General features: G+C 41.1%; 13 protein-coding genes. All 13 read right to left on the bottom strand.

From position 1 onward, the window contains the following. Positions 1–3 precede the first annotated feature (3 nt). The gene (mutS, locus tag MHB41_RS08365; protein ID WP_034281909.1) at positions 4–2580 is read right to left on the bottom strand and encodes a DNA mismatch repair protein MutS; all 2577 of its coding nucleotides are present in this window, start codon (positions 2578–2580) and stop codon (positions 4–6) included. Between the two features lie 124 nt (positions 2581–2704). After that, on the bottom strand, positions 2705–3250 hold the full coding sequence (gene cotE, locus MHB41_RS08360) for an outer spore coat protein CotE (protein ID WP_034281908.1): 546 nt from the start codon (positions 3248–3250) through the stop codon (positions 2705–2707). 255 nt (positions 3251–3505) lie between these two features. Further along, the gene (locus MHB41_RS08355; RefSeq protein ID WP_217008608.1) at positions 3506–3940 is read right to left on the bottom strand and encodes a RicAFT regulatory complex protein RicA family protein; all 435 of its coding nucleotides are present in this window, start codon (positions 3938–3940) and stop codon (positions 3506–3508) included. Position 3941: 1 nt separating this feature from the next. Further along, positions 3942–5468: a tRNA (N6-isopentenyl adenosine(37)-C2)-methylthiotransferase MiaB gene (miaB, locus tag MHB41_RS08350; RefSeq protein ID WP_024427027.1), complete on the bottom strand. Its 1527-nt coding sequence runs from the start codon at positions 5466–5468 to the stop codon at positions 3942–3944. An 89-nt stretch (positions 5469–5557) separates the two neighbouring features. After that, the gene (locus MHB41_RS08345) at positions 5558–6673 is read right to left on the bottom strand and encodes a DUF3578 domain-containing protein (RefSeq protein ID WP_242026058.1); all 1116 of its coding nucleotides are present in this window, start codon (positions 6671–6673) and stop codon (positions 5558–5560) included. Positions 6674–6776: 103 nt separating this feature from the next. Next, positions 6777–7955, bottom strand: coding sequence for a glycine C-acetyltransferase (locus MHB41_RS08340; RefSeq protein ID WP_034281904.1), 1179 nt, complete (start codon positions 7953–7955; stop codon positions 6777–6779). Continuing rightward, entirely contained in the window at positions 7955–9019 is a 1065-nt protein-coding gene (gene tdh / locus MHB41_RS08335) for an L-threonine 3-dehydrogenase (RefSeq protein ID WP_034281903.1), read from the bottom strand. The genes MHB41_RS08340 and tdh overlap by 1 nt, the downstream gene beginning before the upstream one ends. A gap of 175 nt (positions 9020–9194) precedes the next feature. Then, positions 9195–12242 (bottom strand): efflux RND transporter permease subunit, encoded by a 3048-nt coding sequence (locus MHB41_RS08330; RefSeq protein WP_340900356.1) that lies wholly within the window; start codon positions 12240–12242, stop codon positions 9195–9197. Positions 12243–12444: 202 nt separating this feature from the next. Beyond that, positions 12445–12705: a stage V sporulation protein SpoVS gene (spoVS, locus tag MHB41_RS08325; RefSeq protein WP_003211281.1), complete on the bottom strand. Its 261-nt coding sequence runs from the start codon at positions 12703–12705 to the stop codon at positions 12445–12447. 202 nt (positions 12706–12907) lie between these two features. Then, positions 12908–13702 (bottom strand): TIGR00282 family metallophosphoesterase, encoded by a 795-nt coding sequence (locus MHB41_RS08320; protein WP_024424109.1) that lies wholly within the window; start codon positions 13700–13702, stop codon positions 12908–12910. Between the two features lie 90 nt (positions 13703–13792). Continuing rightward, positions 13793–15355, bottom strand: a complete 1563-nt coding sequence (gene rny, locus MHB41_RS08315; RefSeq protein WP_003211958.1) for a ribonuclease Y — start codon at positions 15353–15355, stop codon at positions 13793–13795. Between the two features lie 308 nt (positions 15356–15663). After that, positions 15664–16707 carry a recombinase RecA gene (recA, locus tag MHB41_RS08310; protein WP_034281901.1) on the bottom strand — a complete coding sequence of 348 codons (1044 nt, stop codon included), beginning with the start codon at positions 16705–16707 and terminating at the stop codon, positions 15664–15666. A 177-nt stretch (positions 16708–16884) separates the two neighbouring features. Then, positions 16885–18135, bottom strand: a complete 1251-nt coding sequence (locus MHB41_RS08305) for a competence/damage-inducible protein A (RefSeq protein ID WP_061109886.1) — start codon at positions 18133–18135, stop codon at positions 16885–16887. Positions 18136–18150: the final 15 nt, after the last annotated feature.

Here is an 18150-nt window from a genome sequence, read left to right as displayed (position 1 = left end):
ACATTATAATTTCTTTTGCAATTCATATAGCTTTGTCATGGCGTCAAGCGGCGTCATATCCATTAGGTTGAATGACTTTAATTCGTCGATGACCGCTTGATCCTTCTGTTTTAGGGCAGCTTTGGGCTGCGGTTTTTCTTCTACTTCAAAGAAAGATAGCTGCTGTTTTTCTTCAGCCTTTTCTGCTTTTGGTGCTGCAGATACGGTTGGGGTCAAGTCATGTGATCCGCTCTCAAGCTCCGTTAAAATAGTCTGGGCTCTATTAATGATGGCATCAGGCAATTCCGCAAGCTGCGCTACATGAATACCATAGCTTTTATCAGCTGCACCTTCTTTGATTTGATGTAAGAAAACGACCGTGCCTTCATGCTCTTCAGCTCGCACATGAACATTTTTCAGCTCGCTTAATTGAGATTCAAGGACAGTGAGCTCATGGTAATGTGTAGAGAATAGGGTTTTGGCCCCAATATGATCATGAACAAATTCAATGATCGCCTGCGCAAGAGCCATTCCATCATAAGTACTTGTCCCGCGTCCAATTTCATCAAATAAAATCAAGCTGTTTTTCGTAGCATGCACCATCGCATTTTTCGCTTCGAGCATCTCTACCATAAAAGTACTTTGACCAGAAATCAAATCATCTGCTGCACCAATACGTGTAAAGATTTGATCGAAGATTGGAAGCGTCGCCTTTGACGCAGGCACGAAGCAGCCAATCTGCGCAAGAATCGAGATGAGCGCCATTTGTCTCATATACGTACTTTTCCCTGACATATTCGGTCCAGTGATGAGTAAGGTTTGTCTGCCTTTTCCCATCTGGCAGTCATTCGGTACATATTCCTGGTGATCCAGCACTTTTTCAACGACAGGGTGACGGCCATCTTTGACATCCACATCATCCTCTGAGAATTCCGGCCGGATATAACGGCGCTTTTCACTGACAGTCGCAAAGCATTGAAGCGCATCAAGCTCGCTCATTTGTTTTGCAAGCAGCTGTAATCTAGGAATATAGCCTTTTACTTGCTCCCTAAGAGCTGTAAATAGTTCATATTCCAATTCGTTAATATTTGATTCTGCTTCAAGAATCAGTGCTTCTTTTTCTTTTAATTCAGGTGTGATATACCGCTCTGCATTGGCAAGCGTTTGTTTTCTTTCGTAACGCCCTTCCTCCAGCAGATGTGTATTTGCGCGTGTCACTTCGATATAATAACCAAACACTTTATTAAACCCGACTTTTAAGGAGCGAATGCCGGTATATTCTCTTTCCTGCTGTTCAAGCCGTGCAATCCAGTCCTTTCCGTTTCGGCTGGCATCACGGTATTCATCTAATTTTGCATTGTACCCATCTTTAATCAGATTGCCTTCTTTTATCGTCATCGGCGGATTTTCATGAAGTGCATCTTCTAATAAATCAAGGAGGTCACCACAAGGATCAATCTCATTCGCTCTTGATTTCGCCATTTCCTCTGGTAATGAATGAACGAGTTGTTTAATATCCGGTACTTGTTTTAAGGATTCTTTGAGCTGGATGAGATCACGGGCATTCACGTTGCCAAATGCCACGCGGCCCGCTAAACGCTCAAGATCATATACTTGCTTTAATCGTTCGCGCAGATCCTCTCGCTCAAAGAAATGATCCATCAGAATCTGCACCATTTCCTGACGCTCGTTAATTTGCGAAAGGCGAATGAGCGGCCGGTCGATCCATTGTTTGAGCAGTCTGCCGCCCATCGCTGTCTTTGTTTCATCTAACAGCCATAATAAAGAGCCTTTTTTGCTTTTTGAACGAATCGTTTCTGTTAATTCAAGGTTTCGTTTTGAGTAAAGATCGATTTTCATCGTTTGTTCAAGCTCAAATACTTGAACTTTCTGAAGATGGTCCAAGCTTCTTTTTTGCGTCCTTCTTAAATAGGCATATAGTGTTAAAAATGCTGTTTTTAACTTTTCATCAAGATGGGAAATGAGCTGTTCAGCTTCATCTAATAATTCATCACTATCTTCGTATGAAATGGTCGCTTGGCAGCGTTCTTTAAGGGTTTTGATTGTTTCCTCATCCAGCTGCTTTGACACCACAATTTCTTTTGCACCAACAGAATAAATTTCTGATACGACTTCATCTAATCGATCGATGAATGCCGCCATGTTTTCACCTGTTGATAAATCTGACAGCGCAAGACCGTACCCATTTTGAAAGCTGGTAACAGACGCAATAAAGTTGTTCTCGTTTTCACTTAAACCTTTACCATCCATGACGGTTCCTGGTGTAATCAGTTGAACGACTTCCCTTTTGACTACACCTTTTGCCGTTTTAGGGTCTTCCACCTGCTCACAAATGGCGACCTTGTAGCCTTTTGAAATCAACTGTTCTATGTATGCAGACGCAGAATGATAAGGAACGCCGCACATTGGAATTGTGCCGCCGTCTCTGCTTGTTAACGTAATTTCTAGTTCTTGCGCGGCTTCCTTTGCATCATCAAAAAACATCTCATAAAAATCGCCTAGGCGAAAAAATAAAAAGGCATCTTGATAATCTGCCTTGATCTTTAAATATTGCTGTATCATGGGCGTATAACTTGCCATATTTCTAATCCCTCACTATATTACTTTCGAATTCATACCATCTTTAATTATAGCATAAAAAATCACCTTTTTTCTCCTAGATCAGGCACAAAAAAACTAGGGGGATATGCGCCCTAGTCATTCATTACTCTTCTGGCTCACCTGCTAGGAATTCTGGATGAATATCCTCTAACTCCTCATCCACTTCTTCTTCCCACTCGTGATCATCTTTTTCTTTCCAGCTTGAATTGACCTCTACGACAATTTTTGTTTCACCGACTACCTCAGCAATGAATTCACGCTCTGCCTGAACGATAATTTTATTGCCATTTGGAGAAATGGTCACTTCTAAGCAATTGGGCTGCTGCAATACTTTCGCAATTACTTCGTGCTCATCATCAAGGAAATTCTTATCTTTATATCTCAGTTTAATGATGTCTACATACTTCACACGCTCTGTGACGACTTCTGTTTTCGTGTTGTCGGCGTAAGAGTACCATACGTTAATATCAAATGTTCCTTCGATCTCAACGGTTTTACCGACCTTTTCAGCATCATACTTATGATTAATGATCCAACCACCTAGGATGCTGGTTGGTTTTTGCGATGGAGAAATGGTGTGTGTGCTTTGGGTGAATTTCCTCCCTTTTGCAACCACCGCTTTTGTAATAATTTCTCTGTATTCAGACATTCCGGCATGCCTCCTTGTTCTTGATCGTTTTATCTTATGCTGGGCATTCGTCTAGTGTGTCACGATTTTGAACTTCATGTTCAATTAAATTCATTTCTGTTTCAGTGTATGCATGGTCGCCCATAAACTTGCCTTGAAAATTGGAAAAGTTGGAGAGTGAGAGGTTTGGAGACGATGAAGCATGAAAAAGAATGGGTAGTGCTTTTCAAAAAATGTTAATATGAAAGCAAAAAACCCCGCATCTGCGGGGTTTTCTCATTTAATGGAGCAACTTGGTGATGAGTTTTTCACTTTTGAACCGGTTTCTCCTAATAAGAGGTCACCGCCGGTTGAAAGAATGATTTCATCTGTTACTTGATTCGAAATCGTGTGCGCTACAAGCTGAAGCAGGGCATTGACTTCCATTTGTGATTCTTTGAATTCTTGAATCACTGGGATGTCATCCAGTTCTTCTTGCAGGGCATCGATTTTTTCTTCGACTTGTTTTAAGGCTTCATGTTTGCCGTAATGCTTTAAGTTCACAGCTTGTTTTTGAAGCGCCTTAATTTGATTAATGATCGTTGAAATTTTTGTATTTTCATTGATTTGCGCTTCTGCTTTTTTGAAGAAATCAACTTCTTCCGTTTCAGAAATCATTTTAGCGAGCTCTCTTGCGCGCTCGACAATCTCTTTCTTTGAATAAAGTGTCATTTTAATTCACCTCGATAGCTTCTCCAACCATTTCTCCGTCAAGAGACCAAGTTTTGGCTTGTGTGATTTTCACTTTGACGATGTTGCCAATCGCTTCTTTTGGTGCTTTAAAATTCACAAGCTTACTTTTACTTGTATATCCGGCTAGGATCTCAGGATTGTTTTTACTTTCACCCTCTACTAATACTTCGACAATCTGCCCTTCATATTCCTTCATTTTTTTCGCAGAAATTTCATTCACAAGTGCATTTAGGCGCTGCAGACGTTCTTTTTTCACACGCATTGGCACGTTGTCTTTCATTTTCGCTGCAGGCGTTCCTTCTCTTGGAGAATAAATGAATGTATAAGCAGCATCAAACTCAACCTCGCGATAGAGGGAAAGTGTTTCTTCAAACTGCTCATCTGTTTCATTTGGGAACCCAACAATAATGTCCGTTGTTAATGAAGCATTCGGCATAGCTTCTTTGATTTTGCGCACAAGATCAAGGTAACGCTCACGGTCATATTTTCTCGCCATAAGTTTCAGCACAGAAGAACTTCCGGATTGAACTGGCAGGTGAATATGATCGAGAAGGTTTCCGCCCTTGGCAAGCACTTCAATTAAGTGATCATCAAAATCACGCGGGTGGCTTGTTGTAAAACGGATACGCGGAATATCAATTTTTCGCAGCTCATCCATCAGGTGGCCAAGACCATATTCCATATCTTCAAAATCTTTTCCATATGCATTCACGTTTTGACCAAGAAGGGTAATTTCCTTATATCCTTCTGCCGCTAAACGTCTGACCTCTTGAATAATTTCATCTGGGCGGCGGCTTCTTTCCTTGCCGCGCGTGTAAGGTACGATACAGTATGTACAGAATTTATCACAGCCGTACATAATGTTCACCCAGCCCTTGATTTTACCTTGACGGGCTCTCGGAAGGTTCTCAATCACGTCGCCTTCTTTTGACCAAACCTCAATGACCATTTCTTTTGAAAGGTAGCATTCAGATAACAGCTCTGGCAGGCGGTGAATGTTGTGCGTGCCAAAAATCAAGTCAACAAATGGGTGTTTCTTCAAAATACGGTTCACGACAGATTCTTCTTGTGACATACATCCGCAGACACCTAAAATTAAATCTGGCTTTTCACGTTTTAATGCTTTTAAATGACCAAGCTCTCCAAACACTTTATTTTCTGCATTCTCACGAATAGCACAAGTGTTTAATAAGATGACATTTGCATCTTCCGTTGAGTTTGTTGGTTCATAGCCAAGCGCCATAAAAATACCAGCCATCACTTCTGTGTCATGCTCATTCATTTGACAGCCATATGTGCGAATATAAAACTTGCGGCCGTTTCCTAACCCTTGAAACTGCTCGTCAATTTGAAATTGATTGTATTCAACTTCTTCTTTACCCCGTTTTTTTGCATCTTTTAAGGAAGGCGGAATGTACACAGCTTCAAAATATTTGCTGTAGTCCTTCTCGGATTTTTTGTCCGATGAACTTACTTGTCCGCTCGCTTTTCTCTGCTCTTCATTCATGAATTTGTACTCCTTTCAAACCAAGTTCCACCCTACAGTATAGACTATTTTGTGATGAATTGAAAATAAATCATATGTGTCATCACTTTTCAATCCACCCGGATTCTGCATGAGTATTGAGTAGGTTTTAACAGTATGTTATCTTTCTCCAAAGGATTTTGTATTTCTTTTACAACCTTCATTTGCTGTGTACCGACACTCTCAACTAAAGTAATCACATACGCTTCTTTTTCCTCTTCTGCTACCATTCTTTCTTGTTCAGATAAGAAGAAAGGAAAGTCTTGATGAGCAAGTTTAGAACCCTTCACCTCTATAAGTTTTTCTTTTCCATCAGGGTAATACGATTTGATATCAAATCCATGACCATCTTCCGTTTCGGCTAACCAATTTACTTTTTTCGCCAATTGCTCCTGACCCGCTGCTTTTAATTGCTCTACTTCCATATCATAAACAAATTTCTCTGCTATTCGACCTGTCTCTTCATTTCGCTTGGCTCTTTCTTCTCTTAATTGCTTATAAACGTCTCTATGGATGATTCTTTTTCGTTTTATACTCTTATTAATCTTTGTGTCCATATGAAGATCCGGATTCGAATATATTTCGAAAATAAAATCATAAAAAAATTCATTTAAGTTATATATGTCCTTTAAAAATTCGTATTGATTAAATGTATCAATATTATACCTTTTAAATACCAAAGAACCTGCTGCATATTTTTTAGGTCTATCAGATTCTCCTAAGTAAAAATCACCTATTTCAAATCCTTTTAAATTAGGACTATTCATCAATTGAGGTTTTAGTCGTTCTCGCCAAACACTCGCTTCATATTCAATCTTTTTGAGAGATAGATTTTCAGTACCTAAACCAATCGATAAATAAAAGTCTTTGCCATTATTAGCGAATAAAATGACTATATATAATCCTTTTTGTGTTGTTGTTTTATTTGTTTTTTGATTCTTTGTTAAGAGCTGGTCTAGAAACGCTATCCAAATAGACTCTGAAACTTTTCCATTTCCTGTAGATGCTTTAATATCGATTCTATCCAAATTTTTCATATGACGTTTTTCTAATTCATTTTGAATTTTGTTTGGTATCTCTTTATTAAACATTTTGTGAAAAGGGTGATTCTTATCTGTTATTACATTGCTCTTATAATCTAAATATTGCTTATAAAAATCTTCTTTATTAAATAACATTTGTCTCATCACTTACCCCAATAGATCTTTTTACATACATTATACATAACAAACGGTAGATTTGATGAAAATTGGAAAGAATATCGTCAAAAAAAAGAGAGCCTGCGCTCTCTCAATCAAGTATGTTTAGTTTTTTTGCTTCTTCTTCAATGATTGTCAGTGCCCGGTCTAGTTCTTCTTTTGTGTGCTCGGCTGTGATGATGGCTCTAATTCTTGCCTTGCCTTTTGCTACAGTTGGGAAGGCGATGCCTTGGGCAAACACGCCTCGTTCTATTAAAGCCTTTGAGAAACGAAAAGTAAGTGCTTCGTCTCCAATCATGATTGGGATAATCGGTGTCTCTGTTGGAGCGACTTGAAATCCAAGGCTGATGACTTTTTCTTTAAAATAAGCGGCGTTCTCCCAAAGTGTATCGATTCGCTTCGGTTCATCTAACAGCACTTCAATCGCTTCTTCACACGCTCTAGTCACAGCTGGCGGATGTGAGGTGCTGAATAAAAACGGTCTTGCTTTATGTTTTAGATAATCAATTAAAACCGCTGAACCAGCCACGTAGCCGCCGAGCACTCCGACAGCCTTGCTAAGTGTCCCGACCTGAATGTGCACTCTGCCGTCGAGTTTAAAATGGTTGACCGTCCCGCGGCCATTCTCGCCAAGCACGCCCGAGGCATGCGCATCGTCTACCATCACAAATGCATCATATGCTTCTGCGAGCCTGACGATCTCAGGAAGTGGCGCGATATCTCCATCCATCGAGAACACACCATCTGTAACGATGAGGCGGACGCGGTAATTCATTGATTTCTTCAAAATCTTCTCCAGCTCTTCCATATTAGAATGACTGTATACTTTCTTATCTGCTTTGGTTAATCGGATTCCATCAATAATGGAGGCATGATTCAGTTCATCTGAAATGACAATATCATCTTTTGTCAGGATACTGGATAAGACCCCTTGGTTGGTCGTAAAGCCTGATTGGAACACAAGAGCAGCTTCTGTCTTTTTAAATGAAGCAAGCTTTTTTTCAAGGCGTTCATGCATTGTCATTGTGCCGGCGATGGTTCGTACAGATCCTGTACCCGCACCGAATTCATCAATCGCCTCTTTTGCTGCTTTCATCAGCCTTGGGTGCGAGGTGAGGCCTAAGTAGTTATTTGAGGAGAGTTGTATGACAGATTGTTCATTTAATGTAACAGTGGATGATTGTTTTGAGTCGATCTCTTTCAAAGTTTGGTGGGTGCCTTGCTGCTTCATTGTGTCCAATTCATCTTGTAAATACGTGAATTCTTTCATCATTTCTTCCCCCTTTGATATGATGGCATCATCAGTACGACTTTTCCGCACGTACCGCTTTGCATAAGTTCAAATCCCTTTTGGAACTCTTCAAATGGCAGTGTATGAGTGACAACTGGCTTTACATCAATGGTATTCGTTCTTAACAGCTCAGATACTTGACGCCACGTCTCAAACATTTTTCTCCCCGTGATCCCTTGCACGGTTAATCCCCTAAAAACAATTTGATTCGTAATATCAATTGTCACTGGCCGTTCTGGCAAGCTTAGTATATTGACTTTTCCTCCATTTGCACAAGCTTCGAGTGCTTGATTAATGGCAGCTGGATGACCTGACATCTCACACATCACGTCTGCCCCTTCCATCCGCGTGAGCTGCTTAATCATCGCGACTGGATCATCTTTTCCAATATCTACAATATGATCTGCACCCATTTTTCGGGCAAGATCGAGCCTGTATTCATTTTTATCAACAGCGAACACTTGAACAGCCCCGGAGGCTTTTGCGACAGCAATTGCCATTAAACCGATTGGTCCGCAGCCAAAAATCGCCACTGACTTACCTGAAACAGGTGTGTGCAGTACAGTATGAACAGCATTTCCTAGCGGCTCTTGTATAGAGGCAAGCTCAACCGGCATTTGGGCTGGATTGTGCCACACATTTTGTTCAGGTACTTTGACATATTCAGCAAAACAGCCATCAATGTCTACCCCTAAAATTTTCGTTTCACTGCACAAATGCTGCTGCCCTGTTAAGCACATATAACATTGATTACATACAACATGCGTCTCAGCCGATACAAAGTCCCCTACCTTTGCTCGTGAGACTTGCTTCCCCACTTTAACAACTTCCCCTGTAAATTCATGTCCAAAAATGTAGGGCGCTTTGACTCTTCCCTTAGCCCAGTCGTCCCAATTATAAATATGCACGTCTGTTCCGCATATCGAAGTGGCTTTCACTTGGATCAAAACTTCATGATTTTTGATTTCTGGAATCGGCATCTCCATCAACGCCGCTCCGTAAGCGCTTTCTTTTTTAACAATTGCTTTCATCGTTCCACACATGACGTACAACCCCTTTGTTAAAAAACTTCTCCCAATCAGATTTTAACACGACTTATTTTAGTCGTAAATACCACTGTCCACTAGATAAATACAAATGAACACCCCACATATTTTTTTGGATATTTTTCTAAAAAAAAAAGCAAATCTCCTTTCGATCGGAGATTTGCTTTCCTCGTCAGCGTTTCTTTGAAACGGCAACATATAGGGCTGGCACAATGAATAATGTCAGAATTGTTGAGAAAAACACACCTGATACAATGCAGATTGCCAGCGGCTTAAAGAGTGGATCATGACTTAATGCAACAGGCATTAGTGCAACAAGTGCCGTAAATGCTGTTAAGAGAATCGGCTTCATCCTTGCTCTTCCTGCTTCAATGACAGCTGTCTGTTGATCAAACCCTTGCTTGCGCCGCTGCTCAATAAATTCGAAGAGGACGACCGCATTTCGGACGACAATACCAGCCAATGAGACAATTCCCATTGTTGCCATAAAGCTGAATGGTGTTTGTGTAACAAATAGTCCGATAATGGCTCCTGATAAGGCTAAGTAAACCGTTCCTAGAACTAACAGCGGAAGCATCAATGAATTGAACTGGAATGCGATGGTCACATAAATGAGCAGCAAGACAACTGCAAATAAGAGGCTAATTTCAATAAAGAACTGGGTCTGATTTTCATTTTCTCCACCTTGTGAAATGGTCAAATCCTTCGCTGCAGAACTTTTTCCTACTTGATTGACGACTTCTTTCATATCGTCTTTAAACGAATCTGATGCACCGGGATACGCCTTCAGCGTAATGGTCGGCACTCCATTTTCATGTGGAATGCTTTCGTACTGCTCTGTTTCTTTTTCTTTTACATATCGGCTAAGCGGCTCAAGTTGAGGCATACCCCCTTCATTTGTCTTCACAGGCACATTCATTTCTTTTAGCTTTAAACCATTTTGATGTGTGCCTGTATCCTGTTTCACCACTAAATCGATATCATTTGTTCCTTGTTGAAAGGTACCTAATGGAATCCCTTCTGTCACAAGACCAAGCTGTCTGCTGACAAATTGAGCACTGAGCCCATCCTCTGCCATTCGCTCGCGGTTTAATTCAAAGGAGATCGTTTTCACCGGCTGATTGACATCGTCCGTAATCAAGCTTGCCCCTTTGTCTTTCATTTCATTTGTCAGCGTTTCTTTGACATCAATGAGCTTTGAAAAAGATTCACCCGCAACCGTTACTGTCACTGGTGCTCCAGCTGGCGGCCCTTGAACAATGGTTTTCATAAAGATTTCTGCCTCATTGAATTTCTCTCGCAAAGGCTCAGTCATACGATCTATCAATGCCTTACTAGTTATCTGATCATTGTCTACTCTCACAACAACTTGACCGGTGTGGTCACTTGCATTTGAAATACTTTCATTAAACAGGTTCGGCACACCGCCGCCTGCAAAAATCGCCGTTTCTTCAATGCCTTTTTGCCGTTTGATCTCTTGTTCTATTTTCTTTAGTGTTTCATTTGTTTTGTCTAGTGTTGTTTCACTTGGAAGTGTGACAGTGACGACCACTTCTTTCTTATTCGCCGCAGGGAAAAATTCAAATGGTGTGACGAAAATAAGTAAAAAAGCAAGCGTTGCAACGAGCAAACCACTTAGTCCAATAACGAGCGGCTGCTTCACAATGTTTGTCAGCACACGGTCTGCATAGAAATCAGCCAGCCTTTTTAATGGTTTCCCTAGGAATCCCGGCTCTTTTTGACTGTTTTTGTTCTTTCTTTTCCGGTTGTTCACAGTATATTGATAGACCGGTACAAGTGTCAGAGAAATCACCATGGATGCAAGCACAGTCGTAACTAGAACAGACGGTAATGCCCGAATAAATGAACCGTTTGCACCTGATAGGAAAACAAGCGGCAGGAAGGCAAATACAACAGCTAGTGTTGATGTCAAAATGGATCCTGCGACTTCTTTCACTCCTGCAATTGTTCCTTTAAGCGGACTTTCGTATTTTTTCATTTGTCTTAAAATATTATCATTGACGACAATGGCATCATCGACAAGTATCCCTAAGGCAATAATAAAGCCGATGATCGAAATTTGATTGAGGTCCACTTGTAAAAATGGCAGCGGAATCGTTCCAATTGTAATCGATAGCGGAATGGCTAGTGAAACGATAAACGCCCCGCCAATCGTGAGTCCAAGTGTGGTAACAATTATGACAGCAATGACCGCAACAATGGCTTCTTTTATTAAATCATTGAAAATGGTATCCACTTCACTTTTTTGTGAATAGTAGTCTACCCACTCCACCCCGTTTGGCAGCTGCTTTTCTTTCTCAATGACATCACTGACTTTGTCATACATTTTAGGAATATCAAGCCCTGGTTTAATATTCACAGTAAATGAATAAGCGGGCTTTCCGTTATACGACACAATATCACTTTTCTGTTTTTCAACTTCTTTTAAACTGCCAAGCTGACTAATTGTGACCGGCTCTCTTTTCGTTTTAGAAAAAAGCTCAATCTTTTTAACCTGATCTAAGCGGTCATATGTATCGATGGACAGCTTCACCTTCTCTTTGCCTGCCCGAATATCGCCTAGCGGAGATGTGTCAAATTCCTGATTGATGGCATTTGTGACATCAGTTACATTGAGCCCTTCACCCTCCAGCTTGTTTGAATCTAAGTTTAATATCGCTTGTTTGTCATTGAAGCCTTTGATAACGACACTGTCTACCCCTTTGATGTCCTCCACTTTTTCCTTCAATGCACGCAGCGATTTCTGACTCTTTGCTAAGTCCGATGATTCACTCGACACAATCATATAAGAACCAACCGGCACGCTGCCAAATTCATCCTTTACTTCCGGCTCCATCACCCCATCAGGAAAAGACGACGCAGCACTTGTGGTTTCATTCTTAATTTGACTTGCCGTCTTTTGAAAGTCGGCTTGGTCCTCAATTTCAATCACAATATTTGAGAAACCAACGGCTGAAACCGAGCTCGTTTTCTCTACACCGTTGATATCAGATAGGGCTGATTCCAGTTTATTGGTGACATCTCTTTCCACCTGTTTTGCATCTGCACCAGGAAAAACGGTAGAAATCGTGACTAGATTCGCCTCGAATTCTGGCAGTTCTCGTTTAGGAAGCTGCGCGAATAAATAGCCGCCAGCAATGAGAACGATAAAAAATAAAATAAAAACTAGCTTTCCTCTTTTCAAAAAAGCTTCGAACATTATTTCACCTACTTAAATATTTATTTTTGATGAAGTAAATTCAACTTAATCTTAATTTATCATCATGGTGAAAAAATGCAAGCTCTAATATGTCATTTTTATCTATTTCACGAACTGAATATGTTATATAAGAAATGTATAGCGGTAAACAAAAACAACCTGCTTACATGATGTAAGCAGGTTGAAAATAATAAAATTAGAATTATCGTGGCTCAACAATCAATTTGATGGCTGTTCTTTCTTCTCCATCGATCAGAATGTCAGTAAAGGCTGGAATGCATATCAAATCCACTCCGCTTGGCGCGACAAATCCCCTTGCAATGGCGACAGCCTTAACCGCCTGATTCAGTGCTCCAGCGCCGATTGCTTGTATTTCCGCTGCACCGCGTTCACGTAAAACGCCGGCTAATGCTCCTGCTACTGAATTCGGATTTGACTTTGCTGAAACTTTTAAAATTTCCATTTCTGCTCCCCCTTAAATTTACAATGGATAAGTGAGTGTTCATTAGAACAATCTTTGTTAGATGATGCTATTTTTTTGAAAATCCATCCCCAAAATGTTTTTCAAAAATAGCAGGCTACCTACCATTTTTACTATATTCACGATAGAGGGCGCATATTCCTTCTTTCTGATTAATATTTTTCTGAAATAAATATGTGAACATTTATTCAAAGAAAATATGGTCATCATTTATCAAAATTCGATCAATTTTGACAGCTTTTTTCGACTGTTCGTCAATTTCTACGATTACTGCACTTAACGTCGTGCGGCCTTCTGCAATTTCAAACCGGACTGGGAGACTTGTTTTGAATCGTTTAATGATCGTTTCTCGGTCAACACCTAAAATGCCATCATAAGGTCCTGTCATCCCGACATCTGAAATATACGCAGTTCCTTTAGGCAATACGCGGTTATCTGCTGTTTGAACATGTGTATGCGTTCCAACGACACATGATGCACGGCCGTCTGTATACCAGCCCATCGCCTGCTTTTCACTTGTGGCTTCACCATGAAAATCAATAAAAATAAACGGTGTCCGTTTGGATGCTTCCGCAATTAATTCATCTACTTTTTGAAATGGGCAGTCAATTGGCGGTAAAAACGTACGTCCTTGCAGGTTGATGACAGCCAGTTCTTTTCCTTGTTTTTTAATAAAGGTGAGACCTTTTCCAGGTGTGCCTTCTGGGAAGTTAGCAGGTCGGACCATATTTGCTGCATCATCGATGAAATCGAAAATGTCTCTTTTATCCCATGTATGGTTACCCATTGTGAGCACATCAGCTCCTGCTTGCAGCAGCTCATGATAGATTTTTTCAGTTAGACCTTTCCCGTGAGCAGCATTTTCTCCGTTGACAATAGTAAAGTGCGGCTGATATTTTTTCTTCAGCTTTGGCAAGTATTCTTTCAGTGTGTCTCTGCCAGGTGAACCGACGATATCTCCAACAAATAATATTTTCATGCGCTTTTGAACCCTTTCTCTTTTAAATTGATCTTCTTATCAGTGTTGCATATTTACACAAAAAAATAAAGCGGCGCTAAGCGCACCGCTCTATTTTGCATACTCTACTGCGCGAGTTTCTCGAATGACTGTCACTTTAATGTGACCAGGGTAATCGAGCTCGTCCTCAATTCGCTTACGAATATCCCTTGCTAGACGGTGAGCTTCAAGATCATTAATTGAATCTGGCTTCACCATAATACGTACTTCACGTCCAGCCTGTATCGCAAACGATTTTTCAACACCTTCATAAGATTCAGAGATATCTTCTAATTTCTCAAGTCTCCGAATGTAATTTTCAAGTGTCTCACTTCTTGCACCAGGGCGTGCTGCAGATAATGCATCAGCTGCCGCAACAAGAACAGCGATAATAGATGTCGGTTCTTGGTCACCGTGGTGAGAGGCAATACTGTTGATGACAACAGGATGCTCTTTATATTTCGTCGCAAGCTCAACGCCAATTTCTACGTGGCTTCCTTCTACCTCATGATCAATGGCTTTTCCAATGTCATGCAGAAGACCTGCTCGTTTTGCAAGCTTTGCATCTTCTCCAAGCTCTGAAGCCATGAGACCTGCAAGATGTGCAACCTCAATTGAATGCTTCAGGACATTTTGTCCATAACTTGTACGGAATTTTAAGCGGCCGAGAATTTTGATCAGATCCGGATGCAGACCGTGAACTCCGACTTCGAATGTCGTTTGCTCACCCATCTCGCGGATATAATCATCGACTTCACGGCGTGATTTTTCCACCATTTCTTCAATTCGTGCAGGATGAATGCGGCCATCCTGGACTAGCTTGTCCAGAGCTATCCTCGCTGTTTCACGTCTAATCGGATCAAAGCCCGATAGTATAACAGCTTCAGGTGTATCATCTATGATCAAGTCAATACCTGTTAACGTTTCTAACGTACGGATATTTCGTCCTTCACGTCCGATAATACGACCTTTCATCTCATCATTTGGAAGATTGACTACAGATACCGTTGTTTCAGCCACATGATCAGCTGCACAACGCTGTAACGCAAGTGAAAGAATGTTTTTCGCCTTTTTGTCAGCCTCTTCTTTCGCTCGGTTTTCAGATTCTTTCGTCATGACTGCAATGTCGTGGGAAAGCTCATTTTCAACTTGATCCAGAATGATTTGTTTCGCTTCATCTCGAGTTAGACTTGAAATACGTTCCAACTCGGCTTTCTGCAAACGAATCATATCATCCACTTTGCTTTCCATCTCTTCAATATGTTGTTGTCGTTCATTCAGAGAATGATCTCTCTTCTCCAACAGGGACTCCCGTTTATCTAAAGATTCGTCTTTGCGATCAAGATTTTCCTCTTTTTGAAGTAAACGGTTTTCTTGTCTTTGAAGCTCATTTCGTCTTTCACGAACTTCTTGCTCCGCCTCTACACGAAACGAATGAATTTCATCTTTCGCTTCCAAGAGCGCTTCTTTCTTCAATGCTTCCGCATCACGCTTTGCATCCTCAACAATTTGTTCGGCCATGTTTCTTGCGCCGGATATTTTTGCTTCTGCAATGGTTTTACGAACAAAGTAGCCAACAACTAAACAGATTAGGCTCAGCAAAATGGAGATGATCGTAAACATCGTAGGCGACATATTTTCACCTCCTCTTGCTATGAACTTGGTTTTACAAATAAAGTGTCGGCATGTACATTGTTTTGTGTCTCAACATACAGGGCCTTCACAGGGAATGAGATCCTCACTGCCCTTGTCAAGTTTAAATTAGTTATCAATCATGTTAAGAAAAACAAGTGATACATTCCCATTGTAATTGTGTCGGAAATACTTGTCAAGCTAGTCAGACTGAGGCGTAAGTCGTTATTTCAAGCAAAGACAGAACTTTTGACCTGCCAGCTGTCATGTAAATGTAAAAAAAAGACGCTTTTCAGCGTCTTTTAGTCTTTTTAGTCATTAAACTCCAATTCTTCTTGTCCTTCTTCTTCAGCTGCTTTCACTCCGTTTGTATCCAAACCGTAGTGTTCGCGAATTTGCTCCTGGATCATCAGCATGATATCTTTATTTTCTTTTAGGAACTGTTTCGCATTTTCACGCCCTTGTCCAAGACGTTCCTCTTGGTAAGAATACCAAGCACCGCTCTTTTGTACGATATCCAGCTCGCTTCCAAGGTCGATGATTTCTCCCTCTTTTGAGATCCCTTCACCGTACATAATGTCTACTTCGGCAATACGGAATGGAGGTGCTACTTTGTTTTTGACCACTTTAATTCTCGTTTTATTCCCCATAATGTCATTGCCTTGTTTCAGCTGTTCAGCACGGCGCACTTCTAAACGAACAGACGAATAGAACTTCAGCGCACGTCCACCAGGCGTTGTTTCAGGGTTACCAAACATGACACCAACTTTTTCACGAATTTGGTTGATAAAGATGGCAATTGTTTTTGATTTGTTGATGGCACCTGATAGTTTACGGAGCGCTTGGGACATCAAACGTGCTTGAAGACCAACGTGTGAATCACCCATGTCTCCTTCAATCTCTGCTTTTGGTACAAGAGCAGCTACAGAGTCAATAACAACAATATCAACTGCCCCGCTTCGGACAAGAGCTTCTGCAATTTCAAGTGCTTGCTCTCCTGTATCCGGCTGAGAAAGTAACAGTTCATCAATGTTGACACCTAGTTTTTGAGCGTAAACTGGATCGAGTGCATGCTCTGCATCAATAAATGCAGCTTGTCCTCCCTGCTGCTGAACTTCAGCAATGGCATGAAGGGCTACTGTCGTTTTACCAGAACTCTCTGGACCATATACTTCGATAATACGGCCGCGGGGATATCCGCCTATTCCAAGCGCAGTATCAAGTGCTAACGAACCACTAGGTACTGTTGAAATACGTGTATCTGTTTGCTCTCCTAGTTTCATAATAGAGCCTTTACCAAACTGTTTTTCTATTTGTTTAAGAGCCATATCTAAGGCTGCTTGACGATCACTCATTCTATTGTTTCCTCCTTTATCAATTCCACTATCTATACTATACCTTGTTTTACGTCATTTGCCAAGAAAAAAACGAACACATATTCGATTTTTTCTTGGCAGATTTTTTAAGAAAAGAGTATTTTCTATTAGAAAAAACGCTCTTTTATAAAGGAGTAAACCTAACAAAAAACAAAATTAACTCTCTTTTAATAAGTTGAGTAAGTGATGCAGACCATATTTCACAGCACGCTTTCGAATGCCCGACCGGCTGCCTGTAAACATCCATTCAAACACGTCCGTCTGGTCTTTCGTAGATAGTCCAATGAACACTTTTCCAACAGGCTGACCCTCTTGGGTATCAGGTCCTGCTACACCCGTAAAGCTAATGCCAATATCACTTCCGGTCAGCTTTCTAACTCCTTCAGCAAGCTCTAAAGCACACTCTTTGCTGACAGCACCATGGGAAGACAATGTTTCCTCCCGGCAGCCAAGCACCTGCTGCTTGACTTGGTTTGTATAACAAACCACACTTCCGTTCAAAATGGATGATGCTCCTTCGAGATCTGTCAGCCATTCGGAGAACATTCCGCCAGTCAGGCTTTCTGCTGCTGCTACTGTTTTTCCGTGCTCGTGCAAGGCTTTGGATGCTTCGCGGACAAGTGATGTATCCTCATATCCGTAGAAGTACTCACCTACCCGCGCCAAAATTTGCGCTTCTGTTTCTTTTAACAGACGCTCTGTTTCTTTTTCATCCTCATGCTTAGCAGTCAGCCTTAGCGTCACTTCACCGTCAGATGCGAGTGGTGCAATTGTCGGATTCGTTTGAGCGTCAATTAAATCTTCTAGGTCTGTTTCAAGCTGCGATTCACCGATTCCGAAGAAGCGCAGAACAACAGACACGATCTTTTCCTTTAAGCCAAGCTTCTCAGAAATCAGCGGCTTTGCCTCGTTTTCAAACATCGGGTGCAATTCACTTGGCGGTCCAGGAAGAAGCATATAAAACGTATCGTCTTCTTGAACAAACATACCCGGGGCCATCCCGAAACGGTTCACGAGCACATCAGACCCTTCTAGAACGAGTGCCTGCTTACGGTTGTTCGGTGACATAACGCGTCCGGTCTTTCGAAAGTAGTCTTGAATCGATTCAAATGCTTCTTCATTTAGTACAAGCTCTTTCCCAAGCGAGCTCGCAATGGTTTCTTTTGTTAAGTCATCTTTGGTTGGTCCAAGACCACCTGAGAAGATAATAAAATTAGATCTTTCCTGCGCCACCTGAATGGCCTGTTTTAAACGCTCTGGATTGTCACCAACTGCTGTGTGGTAATAAACATTCACACCAATTTCAGCTAGTTGTTTGCTGATGAATTGTGCATTCGTATTCGTAATTTGCCCTAGCAATAGTTCGGAACCGACTGCAATAATTTCTGCTTTTCTCTCTGACTTCAAAGCGTACACGTCCTT

The sequence above is a fragment of the Bacillus sp. FSL H7-0578 genome (assembly GCF_038630855.1).
Classification (GTDB): Bacteria; Bacillota; Bacilli; order Bacillales; family Bacillaceae; genus Bacillus; species Bacillus safensis.
Note: the sequence above shows the minus strand (reverse complement) of the source record. Positions and strands in the feature narration are given on the sequence as shown.

Excerpts from the sequence above, each read along its gene's own strand:
- mutS (WP_034281909.1), bottom strand. The coding sequence starts at position 2,580 with ATGGCAAGTTATACGCCCATGATACAGCAATATTTAAAGATCAAGGCA.
- cotE (WP_034281908.1), bottom strand. The coding sequence starts at position 3,250 with ATGTCTGAATACAGAGAAATTATTACAAAAGCGGTGGTTGCAAAAGGG.
- MHB41_RS08355 (WP_217008608.1), bottom strand. The coding sequence starts at position 3,940 with ATGACACTTTATTCAAAGAAAGAGATTGTCGAGCGCGCAAGAGAGCTC.
- miaB (WP_024427027.1), bottom strand. The coding sequence starts at position 5,468 with ATGAATGAAGAGCAGAGAAAAGCGAGCGGACAAGTAAGTTCATCGGAC.
- MHB41_RS08345 (WP_242026058.1), bottom strand. The coding sequence starts at position 6,673 with ATGAGACAAATGTTATTTAATAAAGAAGATTTTTATAAGCAATATTTA.
- MHB41_RS08340 (WP_034281904.1), bottom strand. The coding sequence starts at position 7,955 with ATGAAAGAATTCACGTATTTACAAGATGAATTGGACACAATGAAGCAG.
- tdh (WP_034281903.1), bottom strand. The coding sequence starts at position 9,019 with ATGTGTGGAACGATGAAAGCAATTGTTAAAAAAGAAAGCGCTTACGGA.
- MHB41_RS08330 (WP_340900356.1), bottom strand. The coding sequence starts at position 12,242 with ATGTTCGAAGCTTTTTTGAAAAGAGGAAAGCTAGTTTTTATTTTATTT.
- spoVS (WP_003211281.1), bottom strand. The coding sequence starts at position 12,705 with ATGGAAATTTTAAAAGTTTCAGCAAAGTCAAATCCGAATTCAGTAGCA.
- MHB41_RS08320 (WP_024424109.1), bottom strand. The coding sequence starts at position 13,702 with ATGAAAATATTATTTGTTGGAGATATCGTCGGTTCACCTGGCAGAGAC.
- rny (WP_003211958.1), bottom strand. The coding sequence starts at position 15,355 with ATGTCGCCTACGATGTTTACGATCATCTCCATTTTGCTGAGCCTAATC.
- recA (WP_034281901.1), bottom strand. The coding sequence starts at position 16,707 with ATGAGTGATCGTCAAGCAGCCTTAGATATGGCTCTTAAACAAATAGAA.